Raw genomic sequence first — 24,290 nt, forward strand, 5'->3', positions numbered from 1 at the left:
TTGTTTTATACGGCTTAAGCATCCCGCCATATGTCTTCTTCATAGCACTTGCTGAGATTGGGGTAAACAACCTCCCTGTATACCCTGCATCCCGGAATGCCCGCTCTTCTTATGAGATTTACGGCTCTTTTATAGTCAAGCTCGCTAAACTTTACTCCCAAATTGCAAAGATCTCTCATTATTTCTCTGGGCATGAAGGCCAGCTCACATTCAATCTCTTCATTTTTTAAGCGCCTTTCTATCAAAAAAGCCTGTGACCTGGTCTGGAAAGCTACATACATATTCGTCATACATTCACCTCTGAAGCAAAGTACAAGAACTACATGTTCTCATGTAGTTCTTATACATTTTAAAGAACCTTGCTGCATAATATGGCATCCGGAAACAATTTCTCCAAATGCAGTCTTAATCATCCCAATCTTCTTTTTTGCAAATGTCAAGAGGATTCATTTTCTGATCGGGAAAAAACTGTGTCGGGAACGGGGTCTTGCACCTGTCATTAAAGCTGCAGCAGTTAAGGGTGGAAGGATTATTCTGCTGCTCTGGAGGAACAGGACAATATCCGTATGCCGGAATTAAAAGCTGTACAATGCACTCACATTTTACAACAAAGAATACGCCCACATCCAAAGTCAAAACTCCTGTGGTGGCATTAACCGCATCATTAAACGCTTCGGCCAGTGCTTCAATTTTGAGGATCAATCCGTCCTCGTCAATTGTAGTTGTATCCTCGGGATAGCGTATAACACCTATCTGTGCCAGACAGCTTGGGCAATATATCTCATTCACCGTCAGGTTGAACGCTGCCTCATCTATCTGAGCAAGCTGATTAACACCGTCATTATAATGAATGGTGTATCTTATTTTTACAAACAGCTTAAGTTTCTTAAAGCCTGCTTTTGTAAGAGAATCGGTTCTTGAAATAACCTTAACTTCAATAATATCAAAGTCAGTTGCCCCCTCAAATGAAAACATGGGATTAATTACCCCTGAGCCCGGTATCAATGTTACCGTTCTTGTAACACAATCTCTTACCGCAACCTGGTCAAAAACCTTGGGTACCTGAACACACACCAGCTCATTCGGTGGGGGAAAATGATCGGGATTTAAAATCTGACCCGCTTCAATTTTTACAAAATGATTGTCACCTTTTGACATAAAATAACCTCCTCACAATAAAACCTTATACTCAATAAATATAATGCTTTCGTAATTCATTCCATTTTTTTATCCCATCGTATATGCTTACATTAATATTATATTTATCATTGTTAAAAAGGTTACATCTTTTAATATTATGTTTATAAAATGACAACCGGTATCAGTCGGGGCGCACCATAATAAAAAAAACTCGATTTTCATCGAGCTTTTTATGATAAATATTTCTTAGCTATTTGGTTTATTATCTTGCCGTCAGACCTGCCTTTAACCTTTGGCATCACTGCCTGCATTATTTTCCCTAAATCTCTGGCAGAACTCGCTCCGGTATCTTCGATCGCCTGCTTTACTATTACTTCAAGCTCTTCCTCAGTTAACTGTTGTGGTAAATACTGCAACAATGCCTCTATCTCTTTATTTAAGTCCTCTACCAGATCAATCCTTCCGCTTTTCTCATAATCCGGTACCGAATCCCTTCTTTTCTTAACTTCTTTAGCTATTATTTCAATTATACCATCATCGTCAAGGGTAACTTTTTTATCCTTTTCTACCTGAAGCACTGCCGCTCTGGCCATCTGAACAGCATTTTTTTTAATACTGTCCTTATCCCTCATAGCTATCTTCATATCCTCGGTTAATCTTTCCTTAAGGGACATGTTGTAAGTCCTCCCTTATTTAAACTTCCTTTTTCTTGCTGCCTCAGATTTTTTCTTTCTTTTCACACTCGGCTTTTCGTAATGCTCCCTTTTTCTAACCTCAGCTAAAACGCCGGACTTCGCGCAGGATCTCTTAAATCTTTTAAGCGCACTATCCAGAGATTCATTCTCTTTAACTCTAATTTCAGACATGTATTTCCCTCCCTCCGATGGTAACAATTGTGCCAAGAATAATCTACACATCCTTCTCTGTATATTATTGGAAATAAAACTAAATACAGCACACACTATATTATATATTAATTTTTAAAAATGTGTCAACAATTAATTACTTCGAACTTTTAGCAATTACAGCCTTAATCCTCTGTAATTGCTAAATAGATTAAACTACATCCCTATTATACACTCTGAAATAGTATGTATATGGATTAGCTTCGTTTTCCGGCCCTTTTTCCTCCCGTATAAGGCGCCACCTTGCATAATCTATGTCTGGGAACACGGCATCCCCCTCAAAAGCATGGTCTATAAAGGTTAAATAAAGCTTATCCGCATAAGGCAAAAGCTCACGGTATAAGCTCGCTCCTCCTATTACAAAGGCCTCATCCCCTTCTTCAACAATGTTTAACGCCTGACCGGCATTAGCACAGACAACACATCCCTCACAGCTGAAATTACTGTTTCGGGTCAGTATTATATTCTTCCTTCCCGGCAAGGGCCTGCCTATAGATTCAAAGGTCTTACGCCCCATAATTACGGCATGGCCCATAGTTGTCTTTTTAAAATAGGCAAGATCGGCCGGAAGCTTCCATGGAAGCCTGTTCTCTCTTCCTATTATACCATTTGCTCCTATAGCAGCTATTAACGATATCATACCGCAATCTCTCCCTTTATATGGGGATGAGGGTCATATCCCTCCAGCTTAAAATCTTCGTATTTAAAGTCAAATATAGACTTTACAGCGCTATTTATTTTCATAACCGGCAGTTGCCTTGGCTCTCTTGAAAGCTGGAGCTTTACCTGCTCAATATGGTTGGTATAAATGTGCGCATCACCCAGAGTATGAACAAAATCTCCCGGCATAAGCCCACAGACCTGAGCTATCATAAGCAAAAGCAATGCATACGACGCTATATTAAAGGGCACGCCTATAAAAACATCGGCACTCCTCTGGTAAAGCATACACGAAAGTCTGTTGCCGTCCACATAAAACTGATAAAAGCAGTGGCACGGGGGCAAAGCCATATTGGGTATATCACCCACATTCCATGCACTTACTATGTGTCTTCTGGAGTCAGGGTTTTTCTTAATGTCATTTATGACATTAGACAGTTGATCTATCGTTCTTCCGTCACCTGCCGTCCATGATCTCCACTGGTGCCCGTATATTGGTCCGAGATCACCGTTAGGATCAGCCCATTCGTCCCATATGGAAACCCCGTTATCCTTTAAATATTTTATGTTTGTGTCTCCCTTTATAAACCACAGCAGTTCATGCATTATAGATTTCAGATGCAGCTTTTTTGTAGTAACCAGCGGAAATCCGTCTGCCAAATTAAATCTCATCTGATATCCAAAGGTGCTTATAGTGCCTGTACCCGTCCTATCCTCCTTCCGAATACCTTTATTTAGAATATGACGGCAAAGGTTAAGATATTGTTCCATTGGATTTCCTCCATTTCCCCGTTTTAATCCCTTAATACATCTAAATGCCCTACTTTGCCTTGCTTTTTACCTCTTCCACAATTTTGTTTATAAATTCCTCCGCAGGCATTGAGCCCAAATCTCCATCCTTTCTTGATCTCACCGCCACAGCCCTGCTTTCCATTTCCTTGTCTCCAATGACCAGCATGTAAGGTATCTTCTCCATTTGAGCCTCTCTGATCTTATATCCTATCTTTTCGTTCCTCAGGTCAACCTCAGCCCTTATATTATTAGCCTGAAGCAGCTTCTGAAGCTCAAGGGCATAGGCATGATGCTTATCAATCAAAGGCAATATCTTAGCCTGTACCGGCGATAGCCAGGTAGGAAATGCACCAGCATACTTTTCTATAAGTAAGGCCAGAGTCCTTTCATAACAGCCTATTGAGGTTCTATGAATAACATAAGGATACTTTTTTTGTCCCTCACTGTCAACATACTGCATACCGAACTTTTCTGCAAGCTGGAAATCTATCTGTACTGTTATTAAGGTATCCTCCTTCCCATGCACATTTCTTATCTGTATATCAAGCTTTGGACCATAAAAGGCAGCTTCTCCCTCCGCCTCCTTATAATCTATGCCTAAGTTGTCCAGTATTTGTCTCATTCTGTTTTGAACCTCTTCCCACTGCTCTTCTGTTCCAATATACTTTTCCTTGTTATTGGGGTCCCATTTGGAAAAGCGGTAGGAAACATCATCATCTAAGCCGACAGTTTTAAGCATATAATTTGCAAGATCAATACAGCCGGCAAACTCCTGCTCCAATTGCTCCGGCGTACAGGCTATGTGGCCTTCTGAAATTGTAAATTGCCTCACTCGTATCAATCCATGCATTTCTCCCGAGGATTCATTTCTAAACAGCGTTGACGTTTCATTAAATCTCATTGGCAATTCTCTGTAGCTTCTAAGCCTTGCAAGATATACCTGAAATTGAAAGGGACAAGTCATGGGCCTCAGCGCAAACACCTCTGTGCCGTCACTGTTTTCATCCCCCATAATGAACATTCCCTCCCGGTAATGATCCCAATGCCCCGATATTTTGTACAGGTCGCTTTTTGCCATAAACGGTGTCTTTGTAAGCATATACCCGCGGCGTTCCTCTTCATCCTCTACAAATCTCTGTAGGATCTGAATAACTTTTGCGCCTTTAGGCATCAGTATAGGCAAGCCCTGACCTATATAATCAACCGTTGTAAACAATTCCAGCTCACGCCCAAGCTTGTTGTGATCCCTCTTTTTTGCCTCCTCTACCCTTGCAAGATACTCATCCATCTCACTCTTTTTTGAAAATGAAGTCCCGTATATCCTCTGAAGCATTTTATTCTTTTCGCTTCCCCTCCAGTAAGCACCGGCAACCTGAGTAAGCTTAAACGCCTTTACCTTGCCTGTTGAAGGCAAATGCGGCCCTGCGCAAAGGTCAACAAACTCTCCCTGCTTGTAGAAGGAAATCTCCTCACCCTCGGGAAGATCCGAGATCAGCTCCACCTTGTACGGCTCTCCCTTTTCCTCCATATACTTAATTGCTTCGTCCCTGGGAAGGACAAACCGCTCCATGCTGAGATCCTCTTTTACAATTTTGCTCATTTCCTTTTCTATTTTGTCCAAATCCTCAGTTGAAAACGGCTTTTCTGCATCAAAGTCATAATAAAACCCATTCTCTATAGCAGGACCTATTGCAAGCTTTATGTCAGGGTACAGCCTTTTTACGGCCTGAGCCATTATATGTGAGGTTGTATGCCTGTAAGCATACTTTCCTCCGTCGCTTTCAAAGGTCAAAAGACTCAGCCTGCAATCCTTCTCAATTTTATAGCTCAAATCCTTCACAGCTCCGTCTACCTCTCCTGCAAGCGCGACCCTTGCAAGACCTGCGCTTATACTCTCCGCAATCTCCTTTATGGTTGAGCCCTTTTGATACTCCTTAACGCTTCCATCCTTCAATGTAATTTTTATCATATTTTATTCCTCCTTAAAATCTAAAAAGCTCCCGTCCCTTAAAAGGGACGAGAGCTGTTCTCCCGTGGTTCCACCCTAATTTGTATACGATAAAACCGCATATTTCTTAGTGCAGCCTTGCTGCCGATTATAACGAAATCATCGCTTCCGCTCAGAGGCGGTCTTCAACTGTTATTCAATAAAAGCATTTTCAGCCAAAGGATTTAAGCTAAAATCCAATGATGCTTTCTCTCTAAAAAGAAAAAATCAGCCTACTCTTCTCATCACAGCGGAATAGTATATTTATTAAATAATTATATTCTCATTATGTTTTGCTGTCAACGTATTTGAATAAGGATTTTATTGCCGCCCAAACGTATTTTTATATTATTTCCAGGTAATAATATAAAAATGCAGCCTATGATATAATGGAATAATATTCCATTATATCAAAAAGGGGGAGGAAGCAGTGAGAGTAAAAAGAGTAAACAAATTCAGGCGGAGCAGGTTAAAAAGAAATAGAAATGTAGTATTTTTTGCATTTATTTTACCGTTTGCACTGGTTTTTTTGGGATACCTGATATCCTCATTTCTATTTCTGCCGGTTATGAGCACCAGATAGAATCAACCCTCTATGCTATGCCCAACAAACGTGCGGCACCTGCTACAATAAAGCATATGGCAATACCCGCCGCTGTAGGCACCGCAAAGGAAACGAGCGTCCATTTGAGGCTCCCAGTCTCTTTTTTGATTGTGAGGCAGGTTGTGCCGCAGGGCCAGTGCATCAGGGAAAACAGCATTGTGCATACAGCCGTCAGCCACGTCCAGCCATGATTTACAAATAATGCATACAGATCATGCAGGCTCTGCAGCTCAGTAAGCCTAGAGGTTGCCATATAGCTCATAATCATTATGGGCACAACAATTTCATTTGCAGGAAAGCCAAGAATAAAAGCCATCAGAATATAGCCATCTAAGCCTATAAGTCTGGCAAACGGATCGAGAAAGCCTGCACAATGGGAAAGAAGGCTTAAATCCCCAACGTGAATATTTGCAAGTATCCAGATAACAAGACCGGCGGGTACGGCAACAACAACCGCCCGGCCAAGCACAAACAGAGTCCGGTCTAAAATAGAGCGCACCACTACTCTGCCCACCTGAGGGCGGCGATACGGCGGAAGCTCGAGGTTGAACGAAGAGGGCATTCCTTTTAATATGGTCTTTGAAAGCAGTCTGGAGATTAAAATAGTCATGGCAATGCCAAGAACAATCACCCCGGTAAGCATAAGAGTGGATACAATGGAGTGAAATGCGCCCCCTGCTGTTCCGGCAAAAAACATTGTAATAATTGCAATCAGAGTGGGAAATCTCCCATTGCAGGGAACAAAGCTGTTTGTGATGGTTGCAATCAGGCGCTCGCGCGGAGAATCAATAATGCGGCAGCCTATGACTCCGCAAGCGTTGCAGCCGAAGCCCATACACATTGTAAGAGCTTGCTTTCCGTGGGCACAGGCCTTGCGAAAGAAATTATCAAGGTTGAAGGCAACGCGGGGCAGGTATCCTAAGTCCTCCAGCAGTGTAAACAGCGGAAAGAATATTGCCATCGGCGGAAGCATAACGGATATAACCCATGCCAGCGTTCTGAAAACTCCGTCTGCAAGTATACCGTGAACCCACACCGGCACCTGTATCCACAAAAAAAATTGAGAGACAAGCTCATATACATGAAACAGGCCCGAAGCAAGCAGTCTTGACGGAACATTAGCGCCGACAATGGTAATCCATAATATGCCGAACAGAAGAGCAAGCATTATGGGAATGCCGGTCAGCCTTGAGGTCAGAATTTTGTCAATTTTACCATCTCGTTCGGCACATTCCTTTTTCTCAAACACAACAGCTTCACGGGTGATGTCCTCACATGTCTTAACAATTTCAGCCACCACCCGATCTCTCAATTGGTCATGCGGTATGCCTGCCTCCCGGAGAAAATCCCTGGCTCTTACTGTCCATTTTAATATTTCGTCATTGTCCGTCAAATCAAAGCCGAGATAAGCTTTTAAAGACTTAAGCAAACTTTCATCCCCGTCCAGCAGCCTCAGCGACACCCACCGGGCACTCACATGCCGCTGCAAAACCTCTTCTACCGCAGGCTCTATCATAGAAACAGCTATTTCGATCTGGTCTATGTATTTAATATGCAGAGGCTTTAATTCGTTTGAGCTCTCTGTTACACTGCAAACGGCATCCATCAGGCAGTCAAGGCCCTTGCAGGATCTCGCGCTTATCCCGACGACGGGAATGCCCAGCTTAGAAGCAAGCAAATCCAAATCTATAGAGATTTTTTTCTTTCTGGCCTCATCCATAAGATTTACACACAATACCACCTTACCCGTAATCTCCATGGTCTGAAGCACTACATTCAAATTCCTTTCAAGACAGGTAGCGTCGGCAACCACCACTACAGCGTCCGAGCCTCCAAAGCAGATGAAGTCCCTTGCAACCTCTTCCTCCGCCGAGTTGGCCATAAGGGAATAAGTACCGGGGATATCCACCATAATAAAGTTTCTGTCCTTATGCCGGTATTTCCCCTGCGCATTGGCCACGGTTTTTCCGGGCCAGTTTCCGGTATGCTGATTAAGGCCGGTCAGGCTGTTGAACACTGTACTTTTTCCGACATTGGGATTACCTGCCAGTGCCACAATTTTATCCTGTTGTGTTTCTCTCTTTATATGTAATCCGCAGCAATTTAACACTCCCGCACCCGTTGATGTATTTGTTAGCCCCATACTAAACCTCCTTAAAGAAGCTGTGAAGCCTTTATGGCACCGACACTATAATCTTTTCCGACACATCGGATCTCAATGCAATGACAGCTCCTCTTATTAAATAAGCCACCGGATTGCCGGACGGGCTTTTATAAAGCGGTTTAATTTCGGTTCCGCATATTATGCCCAGATCCAGCATACGTCTTCTGGCCGCTCCGTCGGATATCAGCATCGCAACATTTGCCTTTTCCCCCATTGGCAATTGATTCAGCGGAATTTCACTGCAATCCATAAAAAAATCCTCCAAAATAATAAGCGCAGGGCAAAAACTTTCCCTACGCTAATATATGGATAATAAACTTATTATGTTACTGCAACAAATTCATTCAAACCCTTTTACAGGTATTTTATTTTTACCTATTTGTAAATCATCGACTCATCTCTTTCAAACGCTGCGTCAAGCTCCGAATGTATAAATATGTCACGTTTTTCCCCTTCAATAAGGAACCGGACCTTTTTGACGTTATCAAGCTGCGTCATTGTATTGACAATAGAATATATGGTCATCAGCTCCCCCGCCGAGCCCCCGGGGTGGTTATCTATAAATTCACGGGATAAATCTATTGTGCAGGTATCCCCCTCGGTGGAAGCAGACAGCAGTCTTGTTCCCTCGGGTATAGGAGAAGGAAGTCCTCTTCCCGAAGGTCCCTTTTGCAGCTCCTCAAACAGAACCTTCTCTTCGGTCTCCCCGCCTTTAACTAAAATTTCTCTCTCCTCCGGCACCAGAGCATCGGCATTCTCGCTCCCGAAATATAAAGTTGCCGTTTTCCTCTGCTCATCGGCAGAGCTGCCGTCACCTGCCGCCGCTGTCCCTTCAGCGTCCGCCCCATTGCCTTTCGGTATGGAATTTCCCGCGCCGCATCCTGACAGTGCGACAAGCATTATCAAGCATACTATAGCAATAAGTTTTCTATTCATAGCTAAGACCTCTCTTACATTATATAGTTTTGCCGCAGTTATACATAATATTATACCCCTAATCCCTTATATTGCATAGTATGACTTTTACATTTCCCCAAAACACAGTTAGTACTATATAGTTTAGGCTTTTGGCATATCAGATAACGTGGGATGTAAAATAATATCCTCCAGAATAATTTCTACTCTAACTATAGAAGCATGTATACCTGTAGAAGACGCGATAGTTTATATCCTAATTTATTTAGTCGGCAACTATCAAGTCCTTCATGCGCGCAAACTTGCTTTGGCCTATTCCCGGCACATTCATAATATCCTCGGGTCTTTTAAAGCTGCCGTTTTTCTCTCTGTATGAAATTATATCGCCCGCCGTCTTCTCTCCTACTCCCGGCAGCTTATCAAGCTCCGCAGAGTCTGCGGTATTTATGTTTATTTTTGCGCTCGCCTTGCTTTTCTCCCCCTCAGGGTTTACAACGGCACCCCCGCTGTCTTTTGTAATTATAACTCCGGGCTTTGTGCCTAACGGTGCCTTAGGTGCGGGGCTTTTTATATCCTCATTTATTTTCTCAGTATCTTTTTTTGACAATACCTTAATCATGGTGTTGTCCTCCAAGCGGTATGCCAGATTTATGTTTTCCATATCGGCCTCGTCGGTAAAGCCTCCGGCAGCTATTATGGCATCATCAATTATCTGTCCCTTTCTTAAGGTTACTACTCCCGCCTTTTTCACACACCCCACCACATAGACCTTTATCTCCTCCTTAAGGTCGTCCTCCTCCCTCTCCTCCTGCTCCTTCTGCAAGGCTGTCTGCTGCTGCACGTTTTCTTGCGGGCCATACACGCCTTGCCTGTCTATTATTATTCCCTTGTCGTTTTTTCTTATCATAAATCCTGCCACAACCGCCGCCAAAACAATAACTGCGGCGGCAATAACCACCAGCTGCTTTTTTATATATATTTGCCTTCCCAGTATATTAAGCTCCATAAACAACACCTCTCTTAAAGCATTCGCTCTCAGATTTTACATAATATGCAATGTTATATATTCTACATATGTGCATTTTTCCCTTTTTTTACTTCATTTTTTTTGAAAAATCAGTACATTTTTATCCTCTTTTCTGGTATACTTTTATTTGCAGAATAATATTTAATGCGAGTATTTTATATGGAAGGTATGGCATAATTATTATCGTACCTTAAAATCCACTTATATTTTTTTGGAGGAACTGATGAGGAAGCTTTTTTCATGTACAATAGCGCTTTTAATTGTAGTTTTATGCTTTTCTGCGGCTTACGCCGAGCCTTCGATAGAAGGCATAGACGCACCCTCTTACATACTTATGGATTTAAAATCCGGCAGAGTGCTGTACGGAGAAAACGAGAACGAGAGGATGTACCCCGCAAGCACCACAAAGATAATGACTGCGATTATCGCACTTGAAAACGGCAAGCTTGATCAGTTAATGACAGCAAATGAAAAGAACATAGACCCAGGTCGCGGGGGAATGAACGTAGGCATTATGGCAGACGAGCAGCTCACTATGGAAGCCCTTTTACATGCTCTTCTTATGAAATCCGCCAATGAGTCGGCAAATATAATTGCTGAAAACCTGTGTCCTACAAGACAGGACTTTGTTGATCTTATGAATAAAAAGGCAAAGGAGCTTGGCGCATATAACACTCATTTCGTAAATACCAACGGAATGCATGACGACGATCATTACAGCACTGTCCATGACATGGCAAAAATCGCGTTTTATGCAATGAAGCTGGAAAAGTTCAGGGAGATAGTGGCAAAGCCCAAGTATGATATGGAAAGCACCAATAAGCATGACAAGTGGGATACCTTTTATACAACAAACAGGCTGATATCCATGTACTCCGAATCGGATTATTTCTCCAGTGTTCTGGGCATAAAAACAGGATATACCAGTCAGGCCGGAAACAACCTCGTATCCGCTGCGGAAAATGACAAAGGCATACAGCTTATGGCAGTCATGTTCGGGGTAAGAAATAATGTTAATGCCAGCAATGTATATATTCAGTCGAGAAGGCTGCTTGAATACGGCTTTCAAAATTTTTCCGAAGCCATTATCGCAAATGCAAATGAGGTTGTAAAGACAGTTGCCGTCGAGGACGCAAAGGATGATGCAAAGCTTTCTCTTATTTCCGAAAGCGGCTTATCTGCGCTAATGCCTTCAGACAATACCCTATGGAATTTAAACATCAAGCAAAGCTTTGTCTCAGATACCTTTAAGGCTCCCATAAAGAAGGGAGAGGTTTTAGGCTACATAGAGTATGAAAATGACGGAGCAGCTCTGGGAAGGGTAAATATTATTGCCGCAAATGACATAGAAAAGAGCTTTGTCGCCGAGCTTAAGGAAAACGTGCATAGCTTTTGGGAAGGAACCTTTAAAAAAATACTTCTTTTTGTTGCCGGATTAATAATATTCTTTATTTTATTGAGAATAGTACTCCGGAGAATATCCCGAGCAGTAAATTCAAGAAAAATATAGAGGCAAAATAAATATCTTAAAATTCAAGCAAAGCAATGCTATGTTAATGCTTTTTTTAATATAATATATGTAGGAAGCGATAAAGATTTTACAAACATAGATTGATGCTGCAAAAATAATGGGCTTTAATTTTCCTAAAATTTAATATATAATATATACTATTGCATTTTTAGTGCTGCAATAGCATTCGATGTATATACATCACAAAGGAGTGGTATGTAATGGTGTCTCAGCCCATTTACAGTGTGAGGCCAATAAAGAATTTGAAAGACATGCTTGAGCAAAGTGCGGATCTTTACAGTGAAAAGGATGCTTTTCTCCTTAAAGAAGGCGATAATAATTATAGGGGGATAAAGTATTGTGATTTTAAAAGAGATGTGGATGCATTAGGCACGGCACTTTTGGATCTGGGTTTAAAAGATAAATTTATAGCTGTAATAGGAGAAAACCGTTATGAGTGGGGAGTAGGCTATATGGCCGTTGTAAACGGCACAGGCGTAGCAGTTCCGTTGGACAGGGAGCTCCCTTTGTCGGAAATTGAAAACCTTATTATAAGGTCGGACACATCTGCAATTATCTTTTCCGAAAAGCTTGATAGGGAGATGAGAATGCTGTCCGCCACCCTTACTTCTGTAAAGTATTTTATCAGAATGGACTACAAGCATACGCAGCAGCCTTCCTCCGGCTCTTCCACAGAAGGCACCGACGGCAGATTTATTTCATACACCAGCTTGATTGAGCGCGGAAGGATGCTTATTGAAAAATGTGGAAACAGGGCTTTTGTGGATTCTGTAATTGATGTCGATAAGATGAGCATACTTCTTTTCACCTCGGGTACTACCGATCTGGCTAAAGGAGTAATGCTGTCTCACAAAAATATATGCTCAAATATAATGGCGACCTGTTCGGTGCTGTATCTGGACAGCAACGATTCGGTTCTGTCGATACTTCCCATACATCATACCTATGAATGCACCAACGGTTTTCTGCTTATGCTCTATAACGGCTGTACTATTTCCTTCTGTCAGGGCTTAAAGCATATACCCAAAAATCTTAAGGAGGTTAAATGCACTATACTTCTGGTTGTACCTCTCATACTCGAAAACCTTTACAAGAAAATATGGGAGCAGGCGGGTAAGAAAAAGGGAATGAGGTTCAAGCTTAAAGCTGCCATTTTCATAAGCGATATATTGTATAAGGCCTTTAATATTGATATAAGGAAAAAGCTGTTCCGTCAGGTGCATGAAAGCTTAGGAGGAAGGGTACGGCTGGTAATATCGGGAGCCGCCGCAATAGATCCAAGGGTGTCTAAAGGCCTCGGCTCTATGGGAATACGCGTAATACAGGGATACGGACTTACCGAGTGTTCACCTATTGTAACAGTAAACAGGGACGATGCCTTCAAGGACGCTTCAATAGGTCATGCTCTTCCGGGAACAGAGGTAAGGATTGAAAATCCCAACAGTGACGGCATAGGAGAAATAGCGGTAAAGGGTGATCACGTCATGCTGGGGTATTTTGAAAACAGCCTCGCCACAGAAAAGGTATTGAAGGGCGGGTGGTTTTATACAGGCGATCTGGGGAGAATTGACGATTTCGGCTTTTTCTATGTGACGGGCAGAAAGAAAAATGTCATTGTGACTAAAAACGGCAAAAATATTTTCCCGGAGGAGGTCGAAGCATATCTCAACAAGAGCCCCTATATTCAGGAATGCCTGATATGGGGAAAGTATGAGGAAATGTCGGGTGAAACATATGTAAGCGCCCAGATTGTACCCTATGTTGAGGCAATAAAGGAAAAGCTCAGGATTGACAACCCCTCACAGGAGGATATACTTAAAATAATCAATCTGGAGGTAAAGGCTATAAATTCCCGTATGCCTTTATATAAACGCATACGCAAATTTACAGTCCGTGAAAATGAGTTTGAAAAGACCACCACTAAAAAAATAAAAAGGTATATTGAGAAAATAAGCTGATCTTAAATATAAAATACAGGCACTATGGGTAAGGACTGAAGTTCTTCCCATAGTGCCTGTATTTATGTTACCAGGTCTTTATTTGACGTGCAGCATCAGCTCTCCCATATCGTCTATAATAATATCAGGCCCAGCCGCAGCAAGCGCCCCGGTGTCTCCTAAGCCGTATGTCACTCCGCAGGTGCGCGCCCCCGCCCTCTTCCCAACTTCTATATCGGTATATGTATCCCCTACCATTAAAGCGTTTTGAGGGCTTTCTCCCAAGCTTTGCAGAACCTTTACCAGCCCCTCAGGATCAGGCTTTAACCTTTGTACAGACTCAGGGCCTATAACAAGCTTGAAAAACTTCATTACCTCCAGCCTCTCAAGTATCCTGTACGTCAAATCCTCGGGCTTGTTTGTGAGTATAGCCAGATTTTTTCCGCTAAAAAAGCTCAATGTTTCCCGGACATTGTCATAAAGCCTGGTCTCAACTACACAGTTATCCAGATAGTATTTTTTATAAAAAGGCAGGGCCTCTTTTATTATATCCTCACCACAGTCCTTGAAGCTTTTTCTTATAAGCTGCTCCGCGCCTCCTCCAACATAGCCTGTTATCTCTTCCCTGCTTAACACAGGCCTTCCAAAGGCTTTAAGGGTATAGGCCACGGCATTGGCTATGTCTGCTCCTGAATCCACAATAACTCCATCAAAGTCAAATACAATTGTTCCGGCCCTTATCCCCATATTCAAAATCTCCCCTTCAAACCAGGCAAACTATTTATATGTCACAATTCCATCGGACCACAGCCTGTCAAGATTGTAGAATTCTCTATCCTCCTCATGGAATATGTGTATTATTATCTCACCATAATCAAGCAATATCCATCTCGCAGTATTGTAGCCCTCCTTGTGCAAACAGTTATATCCTTCCTTAGACAGCTTTTCATCAATTTCATCAGCCAGGGCACGTATATGCGTGGTTGATGTCCCGCTGCAAATAATAAAATAGTCCGCCAGAATTGATATGTTTGTTATGTTAACCGCACTTATATCTCTTGCTTTCTTTCCTTCCAAAATTTCAAGAATCTTTTGCGCTATTTTTTCAGAATCCAAATGAATTTTATCCTCCTTTTCAGATTAGTCCACAGCTTTATTATACCATTAATTATCGCATAGTAAAGCACCTTTACAGGCATGAATTTTTGGTTATTTAGCCTTATTTCTCCGTTCATAAATAATATAATTTCTTGCGTTGATTGTATTTGGATGAACCAGCGTCCCCTTATCCATTACAAATCTTACCGTTTTTTCGAGGGACATGAGTATTGCCTTATCAATATCATTATACACAACCTTGCGCGCCTCAAACACTGCCGGAAATGTTCTTCCCGGCTCAATATAATCCGCTATGAACACAATTTTGGACAACATGCTCATTCTTTCGCAGCCTGTGGTATGATATCTTATTGCATCAAGTATCCCAGCATCTGAAATGCCATATTCCGTCTCTGCAAGCCTGGCTCCTATGGGGCCATGAAGAAGCTCGGGCTGGGCGCGCGTTATATAATCCGTTTCAATTCCCATCTCGTCACAGAGCTTGAAAACCTGTTCTCCCTTTATATCCCTGGCACAATCATGCAGCAGGCCGGCAACAGCCGCCTTCTCCTCGTCCACACCATATTTTCTTGCGAGAAGTATTGCAGTTTCCATAACATTAACCGAGTGTACAAATCTCTTGTGCTTTAAACCCGGCCTCAGCCTGTCCTTCATTTCCTCAATAGTCATATTCAATGTCCCTCTCTATCCCCTTTGCATATCCTCCAAATACAGTCTATTTTCAACCACATATCCTTCCACAGCCTCCGGGACCATATATTTTATGGATTTGCCGCATACGATCCTTTCTCTTATAGCCGTGGACGATATCTCTATTAAAGGCGCCTTAACCAAATTTATTGCGGCTCCATACTCCTCTTTTAAAAAATCAAGCCTGTTTTGAAATTTTTCCTCTTCATATCCCGGCCTGACTGTGGCTATAAACTCGCACAGCGTAAAAACCCTCCTGTAATCCTTCCATGTATGCAGATCCAATATAACATCCGCCCCTGTTATGAAAAACAGTCTGGAATCCTCTCCGTACAGATTCTTAAGATAAAGCAGAGTGTCAACTGTATAGGTATATCCCGCTCTCTCTATTTCCATATCCGACACATCAAAAAAAGGATTTGACTCTACGGCAAGCTTTACCATATTAAGCCTGTGTCTTGCGGAGGCAACCTCCAGTGTATTTTTATGAGGAGGGACTCCGGAAGGAATAAATATGACCTTGTCCAGATGGAATATTTCCCTTACATTCTCTGCAAGAATTAAATGTCCATAATGTATGGGATTAAATGTTCCTCCTGCAATACCGATGTATCTGTATCTATTCATTGTGTTGATTTCCTTAAAAAACGTTATTGCATATTATAACATAAAATTATACCCATGCCTATACGTTAACGGCTATTTTAACACGGCAAAGGCAAGAAAGCTAAAACTAAGAGAACGAGGAATTGTCTTTACAAGATTTGACGTTTAAAGATCTTTTTTTGATTCTTCACCTACAGCATAGGGGGTGCATCAGCATATGCAAAAAAGTTTTTTGAAGGAAGGCGATAAGACAATACGACGATTTTCAGCTATAATTTGAAATAGCTTAGTAGTATGCAAGAAGATGTGTCTCGGGGAATTCTGGGAAAGGCAGTGTGTCTGAATAGTCTGTTTTCTGCTATTTTGTCTTTAAAATTAAATTGTTTGCAATTAATTCACACTCTCCGTTATCGAATAAGATTCCCATCCTGAAGCAGTCTTCATTTATTAATTCAATCTCTTCATATATCCACCACTTCGGTAATATATCCTGAGTCATATGGAAAAAATTCACATCCGAAAACAGCATTATGTACCTGCCCTGAGGCGGGCAGCAGTTACTGCCGTCAAGTTCAAACGCTATTGTATTCTCTGTTGGTTTGTTTATTTCTATCAATTGCGCATCATGCAAACTAGTTTTTATTAGTGTCTGGACACCATCTGGCAAAAGCATTGCAATTGAATTTAAATACTTACTGTAAGCCTGACTATTGCTGATACACTCTTGCTTAATATCATTCTTCCATTTTTCAAGCTCATCCACCAAATATGGCCTAAATAAAGCGTCGTATTTGTCCAAATATATAGCATCTTTAATACTGTATATCTTGTCTCTAAGATGCTCTGGTAAATACTTAAGCAATAATTTGTTTGTTTCTTCATGCTTAACATTAAAATCTATACCGTTTTCAACATAATATCTCTCTAAGTCACTAAAAATTGTCTTATCCATCAACAGCCAATCCATAACTTGATCCTTTTCGTACATTTCCCTTGTATAATATTTCATATAACCACCCCTTCTATTTAGTAGTTTAAATGTATATTATTATTCTTATTATATAACATGCCTAAAAGAAAGACATAAAATAAAGCATCTTTTGAAGAGGTTGTAAATGTAATAAACCTCCTAAAGATGCTTTGTATACATAAAGACACCTAAACTATTTTAGTGCCGAAACCACATTCCCCACCAGCTTTAAGCCGTTATTTTCCTTCAGCGTCATTATAGACTCAGGGTGAAATTGCACTGCGCTTATAGCAAGCTCTCTATGCTCAACAGCCATAACAATATTATCCTCAGAAACAGCCGTCACCTTCAGGCATTCGGGCACCTCCGCGGCATAAAGGGAATGATACCTTCCCACACAAAATTCCTCCGGCAGCCCCGCAAACAGCTTGCCTGTGGCATCGGCGTTTATACGTGACGATTTCCCGTGCTGCGCATAGTCAAGCTGTCCCAGCCTTCCTCCAAAATACTCTACAAGCCCCTGTAATCCCAGACATACACCAAATATCGGTATGCCCCTTTCAATGCTCAGTTTAATGGTGAGGTTTAAATTAAATTGCTCCGGCCTTCCCGGCCCCGGAGAAAGAACAATAAGATCAAAGCCTGCTTCCCCCGAAGCTAACACCTTTTGCGCCTGACCCGAACGCAGTGTCACAACAGAAGCCCCCGTTTGCCTGAAATAGTCTGCAAGAGTGTGTACAAAGGAATCCTCATGATCTACAAACAGTATCTTTTTGCCCGCACCGCTTTTCAATTCCTCCTTCGGCAATTCCACCCTCCGTGCCTTATTAAATTCCACTGCCTTCACCAGCGCGGCGGCCTTTACATACGTTTCCTCCTCCTCATCCTCCGGGACTGAATCGATAAGAAGGGTTGCTCCGGCCCTTATTTTGGCTACTCCGTTGTTTTCTATTTTAATGGTGCGGAGGGTAAGTCCGGTATTGATATCACCGTTAAAAGCAATATACCCCACCGCGCCTCCATACCACTCCCTGCACGAATCCTCCTGATTCTCTATCCAGCTTATGGCCGCCTTCTTGGGCGCTCCCGTTATGGTTACCGCCCACATATGTGTCATGAAGGCGTCTAACGAATCAAATTCGGGCCTTAAATATCCTTCGACATGATCAACGGTGTGGATCAAATGCGAGTAAAATTCGCATTGCCTCCTCCCTATAACCTTTACAGTACCGGGTATACAAATCCTGGATTTATCGTTTCTGTCAACATCGGTGCACATTGTAAGCTCCGACTCATCCTTGTAGGAATTCAGCAGCCTTTTTATCTGCTCGGCATCCTCTATTGCATCCTTTCCCCTTTTAATGGTGCCGGAAATAGGACATGTCTCAACGCGATTATTTTCAACACGGACATACATTTCAGGAGATGAACCCACGAGATACTCTCCTCCCATATTAATTATAAAGCCATATGGACTTGGATTGGATGCCTTCAGATTGTTGAAAATTTCCGATGGCGTTGAGCTGCATTTATAATAAAGCGTGTGAGAGGGCACAACCTCAAACATGTCTCCAACCTTAAAGGATTCTATAGCCTTTCTGACAATGGAGGCATATTTCCCCTTTTCGGTTTTGGGAAGCTGAACATCTCCGCAGCCTGCGCCAAATTCGTTCCTGCTGCCCTCCACAGGTATTCCCTCCGTGCTTACGCCGTCAACAATGAACTCATAGCTTATTTCACTGGCCTGCGCCATTCTATGATCCACTACAGTTATGCGGTCGGGCATAAAGAGCACAAGATCATTGGCGGCTTCAGGGCGTTCATGCTTTAACTCAATGGGATCAAACTGAAACACCAGATCATATCCAAAACCCCCATAAAACCCGAGGAATTTATCATCCTTGCATGAAAACAACCGATTGACGGCCCGGATTACCGAAAAAATACTGGGCTGCTTGCTTCTCTCCTCTTCGCTGAAAACAGCGTCGCTTCTCTTTACCGTTCCTTCTATGCCCGCGCTGCTCAAATTGATGCCTTCTATATCGCTATTGCCCTTCAAATGATTATAAATAGCACCAAGCAGAACCTCACCGCGTTTATTCAAGGCATTGAAAGCAAAGGAACGCTTTTTGGCCCTCAGCTCCAGGCAGGGGTTTACAAAGCCTATGTCCCACCTCGAATACCTTCCCGGATACTCGTAGCTGCTTGAAAAAAGGGCCCCCTTGCTGCTGTCAATAAGCTCTAAAATCTTATTAACGCTTGCCTTTGCATCGGACGATACCGTTTTTCTTTTAATTTTTATATTGCCCTCGGTCAAATACTCAAAAAACCCATCATCAGATAAATATTCGAACATAAAAAACACTCCTTTAAATTTAATTTAGAAGGAGTGAAGAGAATTGTCCTGCGACAGAACCCCCAAAAAAAGAACCACCACGATTAAGCTTTCTCTTCTCCACTCTTCTCTTCTCTACTCATCTTACTCTCATTTATACCATTATAAGAAAATTATTTATTTTCGTCAAGCTTTCTATTTTACGCCTTTCAATTCGCAGTTGGCTGCATGAGGGATTATCTGGAAGAAAATTTCATTTGACCCGTAAGGAATACTTCTAAGAAAAATGTCTGATGACGGACCCCAGAGACATTTCCCTACAAGGCATTTTTCGATGCTATTGAAATTTTCTGCAAGATTTCCCTCGTGCAAAGCCAAATTGCAAATCGCTATTTTACTCCTATATCCTTCCTGTAATGCATGTCCTTGAAGCTTATCTTTTTAACGGCATCATATGCCCTTGAAATGGCATCGGTAAGAGAAGCCCCCACGGCAGTTACTCCTAAAACGCGCCCTCCCGCCGTATAGTATCTTCCGTCCTCACATCTCGTGCCGGCATGAAAAACAATGTTTCCGCCATTTTTGCAGGCATCCTCAATGCCGCTTATTTCATGGCCTGTAGAATAGCTTCCGGGATACCCTCCCGAAGCCATTATAACGCATACGGAAGCATTATCATGCCATTCTATGTTGAGGCTGTCAAGCCTCTCGTCTATAACAGCGTTAAATACCTCAACCAGATCATTTTTAAGCCTTGGAAGCACTACCTGAGTTTCAGGGTCCCCGAACCTTGCGTTATATTCCAGTACCTTAGGCCCGTCTTCCGTTATTATAAGCCCGAAATACAATACTCCTTTAAATTTCCTGCCCTCATTATTCATTGCCTCTATAGTAGGCTTATATATCTTTTCCATGCAATACTCAGCCATTTGGGAGTCATAAATCCTGCTGGGAGAAAATGTTCCCATTCCACCCGTGTTGAGTCCCTGATCATTGTCCAGAGCCCTTTTATGATCCTGAGAGCTTACCATAGGCACCACCGTGCTTCCGTCGGTGAACGCCAGAACAGACACCTCGGGGCCTGTCAGAAACTCCTCTATTACAACGGTGTCCCCCGCACTTCCGAACGCCTTATTTTCCATCATGCTTTTAACAGCCTCCGAAGCCTCATCAAAGGATTGGGCTATGATTACTCCCTTTCCAAGGGCAAGCCCGTCTGCTTTTACAACTATGGGGTAGCTCTGATGCCTTAAATACTCCACAGCCTTGCTGCTGTCATCAAAAACCTCATATCCCGCCGTAGGTATTCCGTATTTCTTCATCAGGTCCTTAGAGAAGGATTTGCTTCCCTCGAGAATTGCAGCACTTTTGCGGGGACCAAAAGCCCTTATGCCGGCCTCTTCGAGGGCATCCACCATTCCCGCCACCAGCGGGTCGTCAGGTGCGACAACAACCATATCCACTCCATTGCCCCTTGAAAACTCAACTACTCCCTCTATATCCATGGCCTTTAGAGGCACACACTCAGCAAGACCTGCAATTCCCCCGTTTCCGGGGGCACAGTATATCTTTTCAACCAGAGGGCTTTGAGCCAGCTTCCACACAATGGCATGTTCCCTGCCTCCGCCCCCAACCACAAGTATTTTCATTTTGCGTCCTCCAATTTTAATGCTTAAAATGCCTCATCCCTGTAAACACCATAGCAATTCCGTGCTTATTGCAAGCGTCTATAGACTCCTGATCCCTTACCGAGCCTCCTGGCTGAATAATAGCCTTTATCCCGGCAGCGGCCGCCGCCTCTACGCAGTCGCTGAACGGGAAATAGGCATCAGATGCCATAACCGCTCCGTTTGCTCTGTCTCCTGCGTACTCTATAGCTATCTTTGCAGCCATTATCCTGTTGGTCTGTCCGGGGCCTATTCCAAGTGACTGCTTATTCTTTGCAAGAGCTATTCCGTTCGACTTTGTGTGCTTTACCACCGTCATTGCAAAAATCATGTCCTCAATTTGCTGGGCGGCAGGCCTTACCTCTGTGACAACCTTAAGCTCGTCAAGGTTTATAAGCTCATTGTTGTAATTCTGAACAAGCAGCCCTCCCGCAACCTTCTTCATGTCATATGTGCCTGCGGGAAGCTTTGCGGATATATTATCAAGCTGCATAAGCCTTAAATTCTTTTTCTGTGTCAGTATGCCAATCGCCTCCTCTGTAAAGGAGGGTGCTATAACTATTTCAAGAAAAATCTTATGTATTTCCTCCGCCACAGCGGCGTCAACCTCCCTGTTCAAAGCCAGTATTCCTCCAAATATTGAAACAGGGTCCGACTCGTAGGTCTTTACATAAGCGTCATATATGTTGTCGGAGCTGGCAACTCCGCATGGGTTTGCATGTTTTACCGCCACAGCGGTGGGCTGCTCAAACTCCTTTAAAAGCTCCAGCGCTCCGTTTATGTCATTTATGTTGTTGTACGACAGCTCCTTGCCGTGAAGCTGCTTTGCGGCTGTTATGCACCCGACATTAGCGCCGACTTCCTTATAAAATACCGCCTTCTGATGGGGGTTTTCCCCATATCTCATTTCCTGAGCCTTTTCAAAGGTCAGTGAAAGGGTTTCAGGGAAAAATTCCTCTCCCAGCTTATCCCTCAAATACCCCGCTATAAGCGTGTCATAATGACTGGTGTGCTCAAACACCTTATAGGCAAGCTTAAACTTTGTCTTTACGGATATTTCCCGTGATGCCTTTATTTCCTCTAAAACCGCGCCATAATCAGAAGGATCTACAATTACCGCTACATCCTGATAATTCTTGGCTGCGGCACGGAGCATTGTAGGGCCGCCTATATCTATATTTTCAATAGCCTCCTCAAGGTCTACATTCCCTTTAAGTATGGTCTGCTTAAAGGGGTAGAGGTTTATAACAACCATATCTATGGGTTCAACCCCCAGCTCCTTAATTTGCTCCATATGCTGCTCATTATCTCTTATTGCCAGAAGCCCTGCGTGAATATTGGGATGAAGTGTCTTAACCCTCCCGTCAAGGCACTCTGGAAAGCCTGTTATATCGGATACATTTATCACATCTATACCCGCATCCTTTAAAGCAGCCGAGGTTCCTCCGGTTGATATTATTTCCACACCGCAGCCCGCAAGCTCCTTTGCCAGATCAACTATCCCCGTTTTATCGGATACGCTTATCAATGCGCGTTTAATCATTTTTATTTCTCCTCCTTTATATATTTATCTTTATATATACTCTTGATATGCTGTCAGGGAAGTATCCTTACCCTCCTGCCCTCAACCACAAGCCTGTTTTCAGAAAACAGCTTTATTGCCGCGGGAAGTATGTCCCATTCTGCCTCTTCCATAATCCTCTTCTGCAGAGTCTCAGGAGTATCCTCCTGCTCAATAGAAACTGCCTTTTGCAGTATTATAGGCCCGGCATCGGCCTCCCGCTCCACAAAATGCACAGTCGCACCCGACACCCGGACCCCGTACTCTAAAGCCCTTCTATGCGGGATTATGCCATAATAGCCCTTTCCGCAAAACGCAGGTATAAGAGAAGGATGTATATTTATTATTTTATTTTGAAAAGCCATTGTAAACTTTTCCCCAAGAATGGAAAGGAACCCTGCCATAACTACAAGGCCCACCTGATACTCCTTAAAATGCTCAATTATTGCCGTATCATACTCGTCTATCGAAGCATAGTCCTTACTGCTGATGCAAATGGAAGGAATACCATGCTTTGTGGCACGCTGCAAAGCATACGCGTCATGCTTTCCCGACACCACCGTAACAATAGAGCATTTATCTAAATAGCCATTCTCGATTTTGTCTATGATTGCCTGCAGGTTAGTGCCTCCGCCCGAAACGAGCACCCCTATCCTCAGCATAGCTCCACCCCGGACTCACCTCGTATAACTTCCCCGATGAGGTACGCCTGCTGGGAGGTGCTGTTCAGATATTGCAGCATATCCCCGGCAATCTCCTCATCAACGGCCATTACCATTCCTATTCCCATATTGAAGGTGTTGTATATATCCCTCTCCTTGATGTTTCCCATTTTCTGAAGGAGTGTAAATATCGGAAGGACCGGCCATGTCCCTTTGTCTATCCTGACCTTAAGCCCATCGGGAATCATTCTGGGTATGTTTTCTATGAAGCCGCCTCCTGTAATATGAGAAATTCCATTTATCTCATATCTTTGCTTTAAATCAAGTATCGTCTTAACATACAGGCTGGTAGGCTTTAGAAGCTCATCCCCTAACGTTGTGCCAAGCGCCTCGACATACTCGCTCATTTTTTCGCGATTGGGGTTTAAAAGCTTTCTTACAAGGGAATAGCCATTGCTGTGAAGTCCTGAGGATGCCAGCCCTATAAGCCGGTTTCCTTCTTTAATCCTTTTACCGTCTATAATTTTAGCTCTGTCAACTATGCCCACGGCAAAGCCCGCCAGATCATACTCGTCCTCAGGGTAAAACCCCGGCATTTCCGCCGTCTCTCCCCCTATAAGCGAGCAGCCCGAGGCGGCGCACCCGTCTGCAACCCCCTTAACTATCCCGGCAATTTTATCGGGGTTATTTTTCCCACAGGCTATATAGTCAAGAAAAAACAGTGGTTCCGCCCCCGAGCATACAATGTCATTTACGCACATGGCTACACAATCTACCCCTATTGTGTCATGCTTATCCATTAAAAAAGCTATCTTAAGCTTGGTTCCCACTCCATCGGTGCCCGAAACAAGCACAGGCTGGTCATACTTATCCTTGTTTAACGCAAACAAGCCCCCAAAGCCCCCTATATCGGAAACCACCTCAGGCCTGAAGGTTCTCTTTACATGATCTCTCATAAGCCTGACAGCCTCATAGCCTGCCTCTACATCCACGCCCGCATCCTTATATGTCGCCATTA

The 24,290-nt window shown here is 43.0% G+C and carries 24 protein-coding genes; 3 read left to right on the plus strand and 21 right to left on the minus strand.

Annotation, left to right across the window (positions count from 1 at the left end; all coding sequences use genetic code 11):
* Positions 1-14: 14 nt before the first annotated feature.
* The 7 genes from DFR58_RS09650 to thrS form a co-directional block, all read right to left on the minus strand.
* On the minus strand, positions 15-290 hold the full coding sequence (locus DFR58_RS09650; RefSeq protein ID WP_114297633.1) for a putative Se/S carrier protein: 276 nt from the start codon (positions 288-290) through the stop codon (positions 15-17).
* Between the two features lie 115 nt (positions 291-405).
* Entirely contained in the window at positions 406-1,158 is a 753-nt protein-coding gene (locus DFR58_RS09655; RefSeq protein WP_114297634.1) for a hypothetical protein, read from the minus strand.
* A gap of 212 nt (positions 1,159-1,370) precedes the next feature.
* Positions 1,371-1,814 (minus strand): GatB/YqeY domain-containing protein, encoded by a 444-nt coding sequence (locus DFR58_RS09660; protein WP_114297635.1) that lies wholly within the window; start codon positions 1,812-1,814, stop codon positions 1,371-1,373.
* 15 nt (positions 1,815-1,829) lie between these two features.
* A complete protein-coding gene (gene rpsU, locus DFR58_RS09665; RefSeq protein WP_114297636.1) occupies positions 1,830-2,006 on the minus strand; it encodes a 30S ribosomal protein S21 in 177 nt (58 codons plus the stop codon).
* Positions 2,007-2,196: 190 nt separating this feature from the next.
* On the minus strand, positions 2,197-2,685 hold the full coding sequence (locus tag DFR58_RS09670; RefSeq protein WP_114297637.1) for a dihydrofolate reductase: 489 nt from the start codon (positions 2,683-2,685) through the stop codon (positions 2,197-2,199).
* Entirely contained in the window at positions 2,682-3,476 is a 795-nt protein-coding gene (locus DFR58_RS09675) for a thymidylate synthase (RefSeq protein WP_114297638.1), read from the minus strand. The genes DFR58_RS09670 and DFR58_RS09675 overlap by 4 nt, the downstream gene beginning before the upstream one ends.
* Before the next feature lie 49 nt (positions 3,477-3,525).
* The gene (gene thrS, locus DFR58_RS09680; RefSeq protein ID WP_114297639.1) at positions 3,526-5,466 is read right to left on the minus strand and encodes a threonine--tRNA ligase; all 1,941 of its coding nucleotides are present in this window, start codon (positions 5,464-5,466) and stop codon (positions 3,526-3,528) included.
* A gap of 448 nt (positions 5,467-5,914) precedes the next feature.
* Between thrS and DFR58_RS21840 the strand changes: the two genes are divergently transcribed.
* The gene (locus tag DFR58_RS21840) at positions 5,915-6,067 is read left to right on the plus strand and encodes a hypothetical protein (RefSeq protein ID WP_170138103.1); all 153 of its coding nucleotides are present in this window, start codon (positions 5,915-5,917) and stop codon (positions 6,065-6,067) included.
* A gap of 10 nt (positions 6,068-6,077) precedes the next feature.
* Here DFR58_RS21840 and feoB read toward each other — a convergent pair whose 3' ends face one another.
* The 4 genes from feoB to DFR58_RS09700 all read right to left on the minus strand — a co-directional run bounded on the left by feoB (position 6,078) and on the right by DFR58_RS09700 (position 10,173).
* The gene (gene feoB, locus DFR58_RS09685; protein ID WP_114297640.1) at positions 6,078-8,231 is read right to left on the minus strand and encodes a ferrous iron transport protein B; all 2,154 of its coding nucleotides are present in this window, start codon (positions 8,229-8,231) and stop codon (positions 6,078-6,080) included.
* A 31-nt stretch (positions 8,232-8,262) separates the two neighbouring features.
* Entirely contained in the window at positions 8,263-8,502 is a 240-nt protein-coding gene (locus tag DFR58_RS09690; protein WP_114297641.1) for a FeoA family protein, read from the minus strand.
* 125 nt (positions 8,503-8,627) lie between these two features.
* On the minus strand, positions 8,628-9,188 hold the full coding sequence (locus DFR58_RS09695; RefSeq protein ID WP_114297642.1) for a GerMN domain-containing protein: 561 nt from the start codon (positions 9,186-9,188) through the stop codon (positions 8,628-8,630).
* A gap of 244 nt (positions 9,189-9,432) precedes the next feature.
* Entirely contained in the window at positions 9,433-10,173 is a 741-nt protein-coding gene (locus tag DFR58_RS09700) for a ComEA family DNA-binding protein (protein ID WP_114297643.1), read from the minus strand.
* A gap of 244 nt (positions 10,174-10,417) precedes the next feature.
* On the opposite strand from DFR58_RS09700, the gene DFR58_RS09705 reads away from it, so the two are divergent.
* Complete coding sequence (locus DFR58_RS09705; RefSeq protein WP_114297644.1) at positions 10,418-11,704, plus strand: D-alanyl-D-alanine carboxypeptidase family protein; 1,287 nt, start codon at positions 10,418-10,420, stop codon at positions 11,702-11,704.
* A gap of 221 nt (positions 11,705-11,925) precedes the next feature.
* Positions 11,926-13,683 (plus strand): AMP-dependent synthetase/ligase, encoded by a 1,758-nt coding sequence (locus DFR58_RS09710; RefSeq protein WP_114297645.1) that lies wholly within the window; start codon positions 11,926-11,928, stop codon positions 13,681-13,683.
* Between the two features lie 78 nt (positions 13,684-13,761).
* Here the strand turns inward: DFR58_RS09710 and DFR58_RS09715 are convergent, their stop codons facing one another.
* From DFR58_RS09715 to purM, 10 genes are all read right to left on the minus strand, one after another.
* A complete protein-coding gene (locus DFR58_RS09715; protein ID WP_114297646.1) occupies positions 13,762-14,409 on the minus strand; it encodes an HAD family hydrolase in 648 nt (215 codons plus the stop codon).
* Between the two features lie 30 nt (positions 14,410-14,439).
* A complete protein-coding gene (gene rsfS, locus DFR58_RS09720; RefSeq protein ID WP_114297647.1) occupies positions 14,440-14,778 on the minus strand; it encodes a ribosome silencing factor in 339 nt (112 codons plus the stop codon).
* Between the two features lie 93 nt (positions 14,779-14,871).
* Positions 14,872-15,450 carry a bis(5'-nucleosyl)-tetraphosphatase (symmetrical) YqeK gene (gene yqeK / locus DFR58_RS09725; protein WP_114297648.1) on the minus strand — a complete coding sequence of 193 codons (579 nt, stop codon included), beginning with the start codon at positions 15,448-15,450 and terminating at the stop codon, positions 14,872-14,874.
* A gap of 15 nt (positions 15,451-15,465) precedes the next feature.
* Positions 15,466-16,098, minus strand: a complete 633-nt coding sequence (gene nadD, locus DFR58_RS09730) for a nicotinate-nucleotide adenylyltransferase (RefSeq protein ID WP_114297649.1) — start codon at positions 16,096-16,098, stop codon at positions 15,466-15,468.
* A 337-nt stretch (positions 16,099-16,435) separates the two neighbouring features.
* On the minus strand, positions 16,436-17,086 hold the full coding sequence (locus DFR58_RS09740) for a DUF4085 family protein (protein ID WP_114297651.1): 651 nt from the start codon (positions 17,084-17,086) through the stop codon (positions 16,436-16,438).
* Between the two features lie 154 nt (positions 17,087-17,240).
* Positions 17,241-19,403, minus strand: a complete 2,163-nt coding sequence (locus DFR58_RS09745) for an anthranilate synthase component I (protein ID WP_114297652.1) — start codon at positions 19,401-19,403, stop codon at positions 17,241-17,243.
* 368 nt (positions 19,404-19,771) lie between these two features.
* Entirely contained in the window at positions 19,772-21,031 is a 1,260-nt protein-coding gene (gene purD / locus DFR58_RS09750; protein WP_114297653.1) for a phosphoribosylamine--glycine ligase, read from the minus strand.
* A gap of 16 nt (positions 21,032-21,047) precedes the next feature.
* Positions 21,048-22,592: a bifunctional phosphoribosylaminoimidazolecarboxamide formyltransferase/IMP cyclohydrolase gene (gene purH, locus DFR58_RS09755; protein WP_114297654.1), complete on the minus strand. Its 1,545-nt coding sequence runs from the start codon at positions 22,590-22,592 to the stop codon at positions 21,048-21,050.
* Positions 22,593-22,645: 53 nt separating this feature from the next.
* Complete coding sequence (gene purN / locus DFR58_RS09760) at positions 22,646-23,272, minus strand: phosphoribosylglycinamide formyltransferase (RefSeq protein WP_114297655.1); 627 nt, start codon at positions 23,270-23,272, stop codon at positions 22,646-22,648.
* Complete coding sequence (gene purM / locus DFR58_RS09765; RefSeq protein WP_114297656.1) at positions 23,266-24,288, minus strand: phosphoribosylformylglycinamidine cyclo-ligase; 1,023 nt, start codon at positions 24,286-24,288, stop codon at positions 23,266-23,268. Before purM ends, purN begins: the two co-directional genes overlap by 7 nt.
* Between the last annotated feature and the right edge of the window lie 2 nt (positions 24,289-24,290).

The sequence above is a fragment of the Anaerobacterium chartisolvens genome (assembly GCF_003337415.1).
GTDB lineage: Bacteria > Bacillota > Clostridia > Acetivibrionales > DSM-27016 > Anaerobacterium > Anaerobacterium chartisolvens.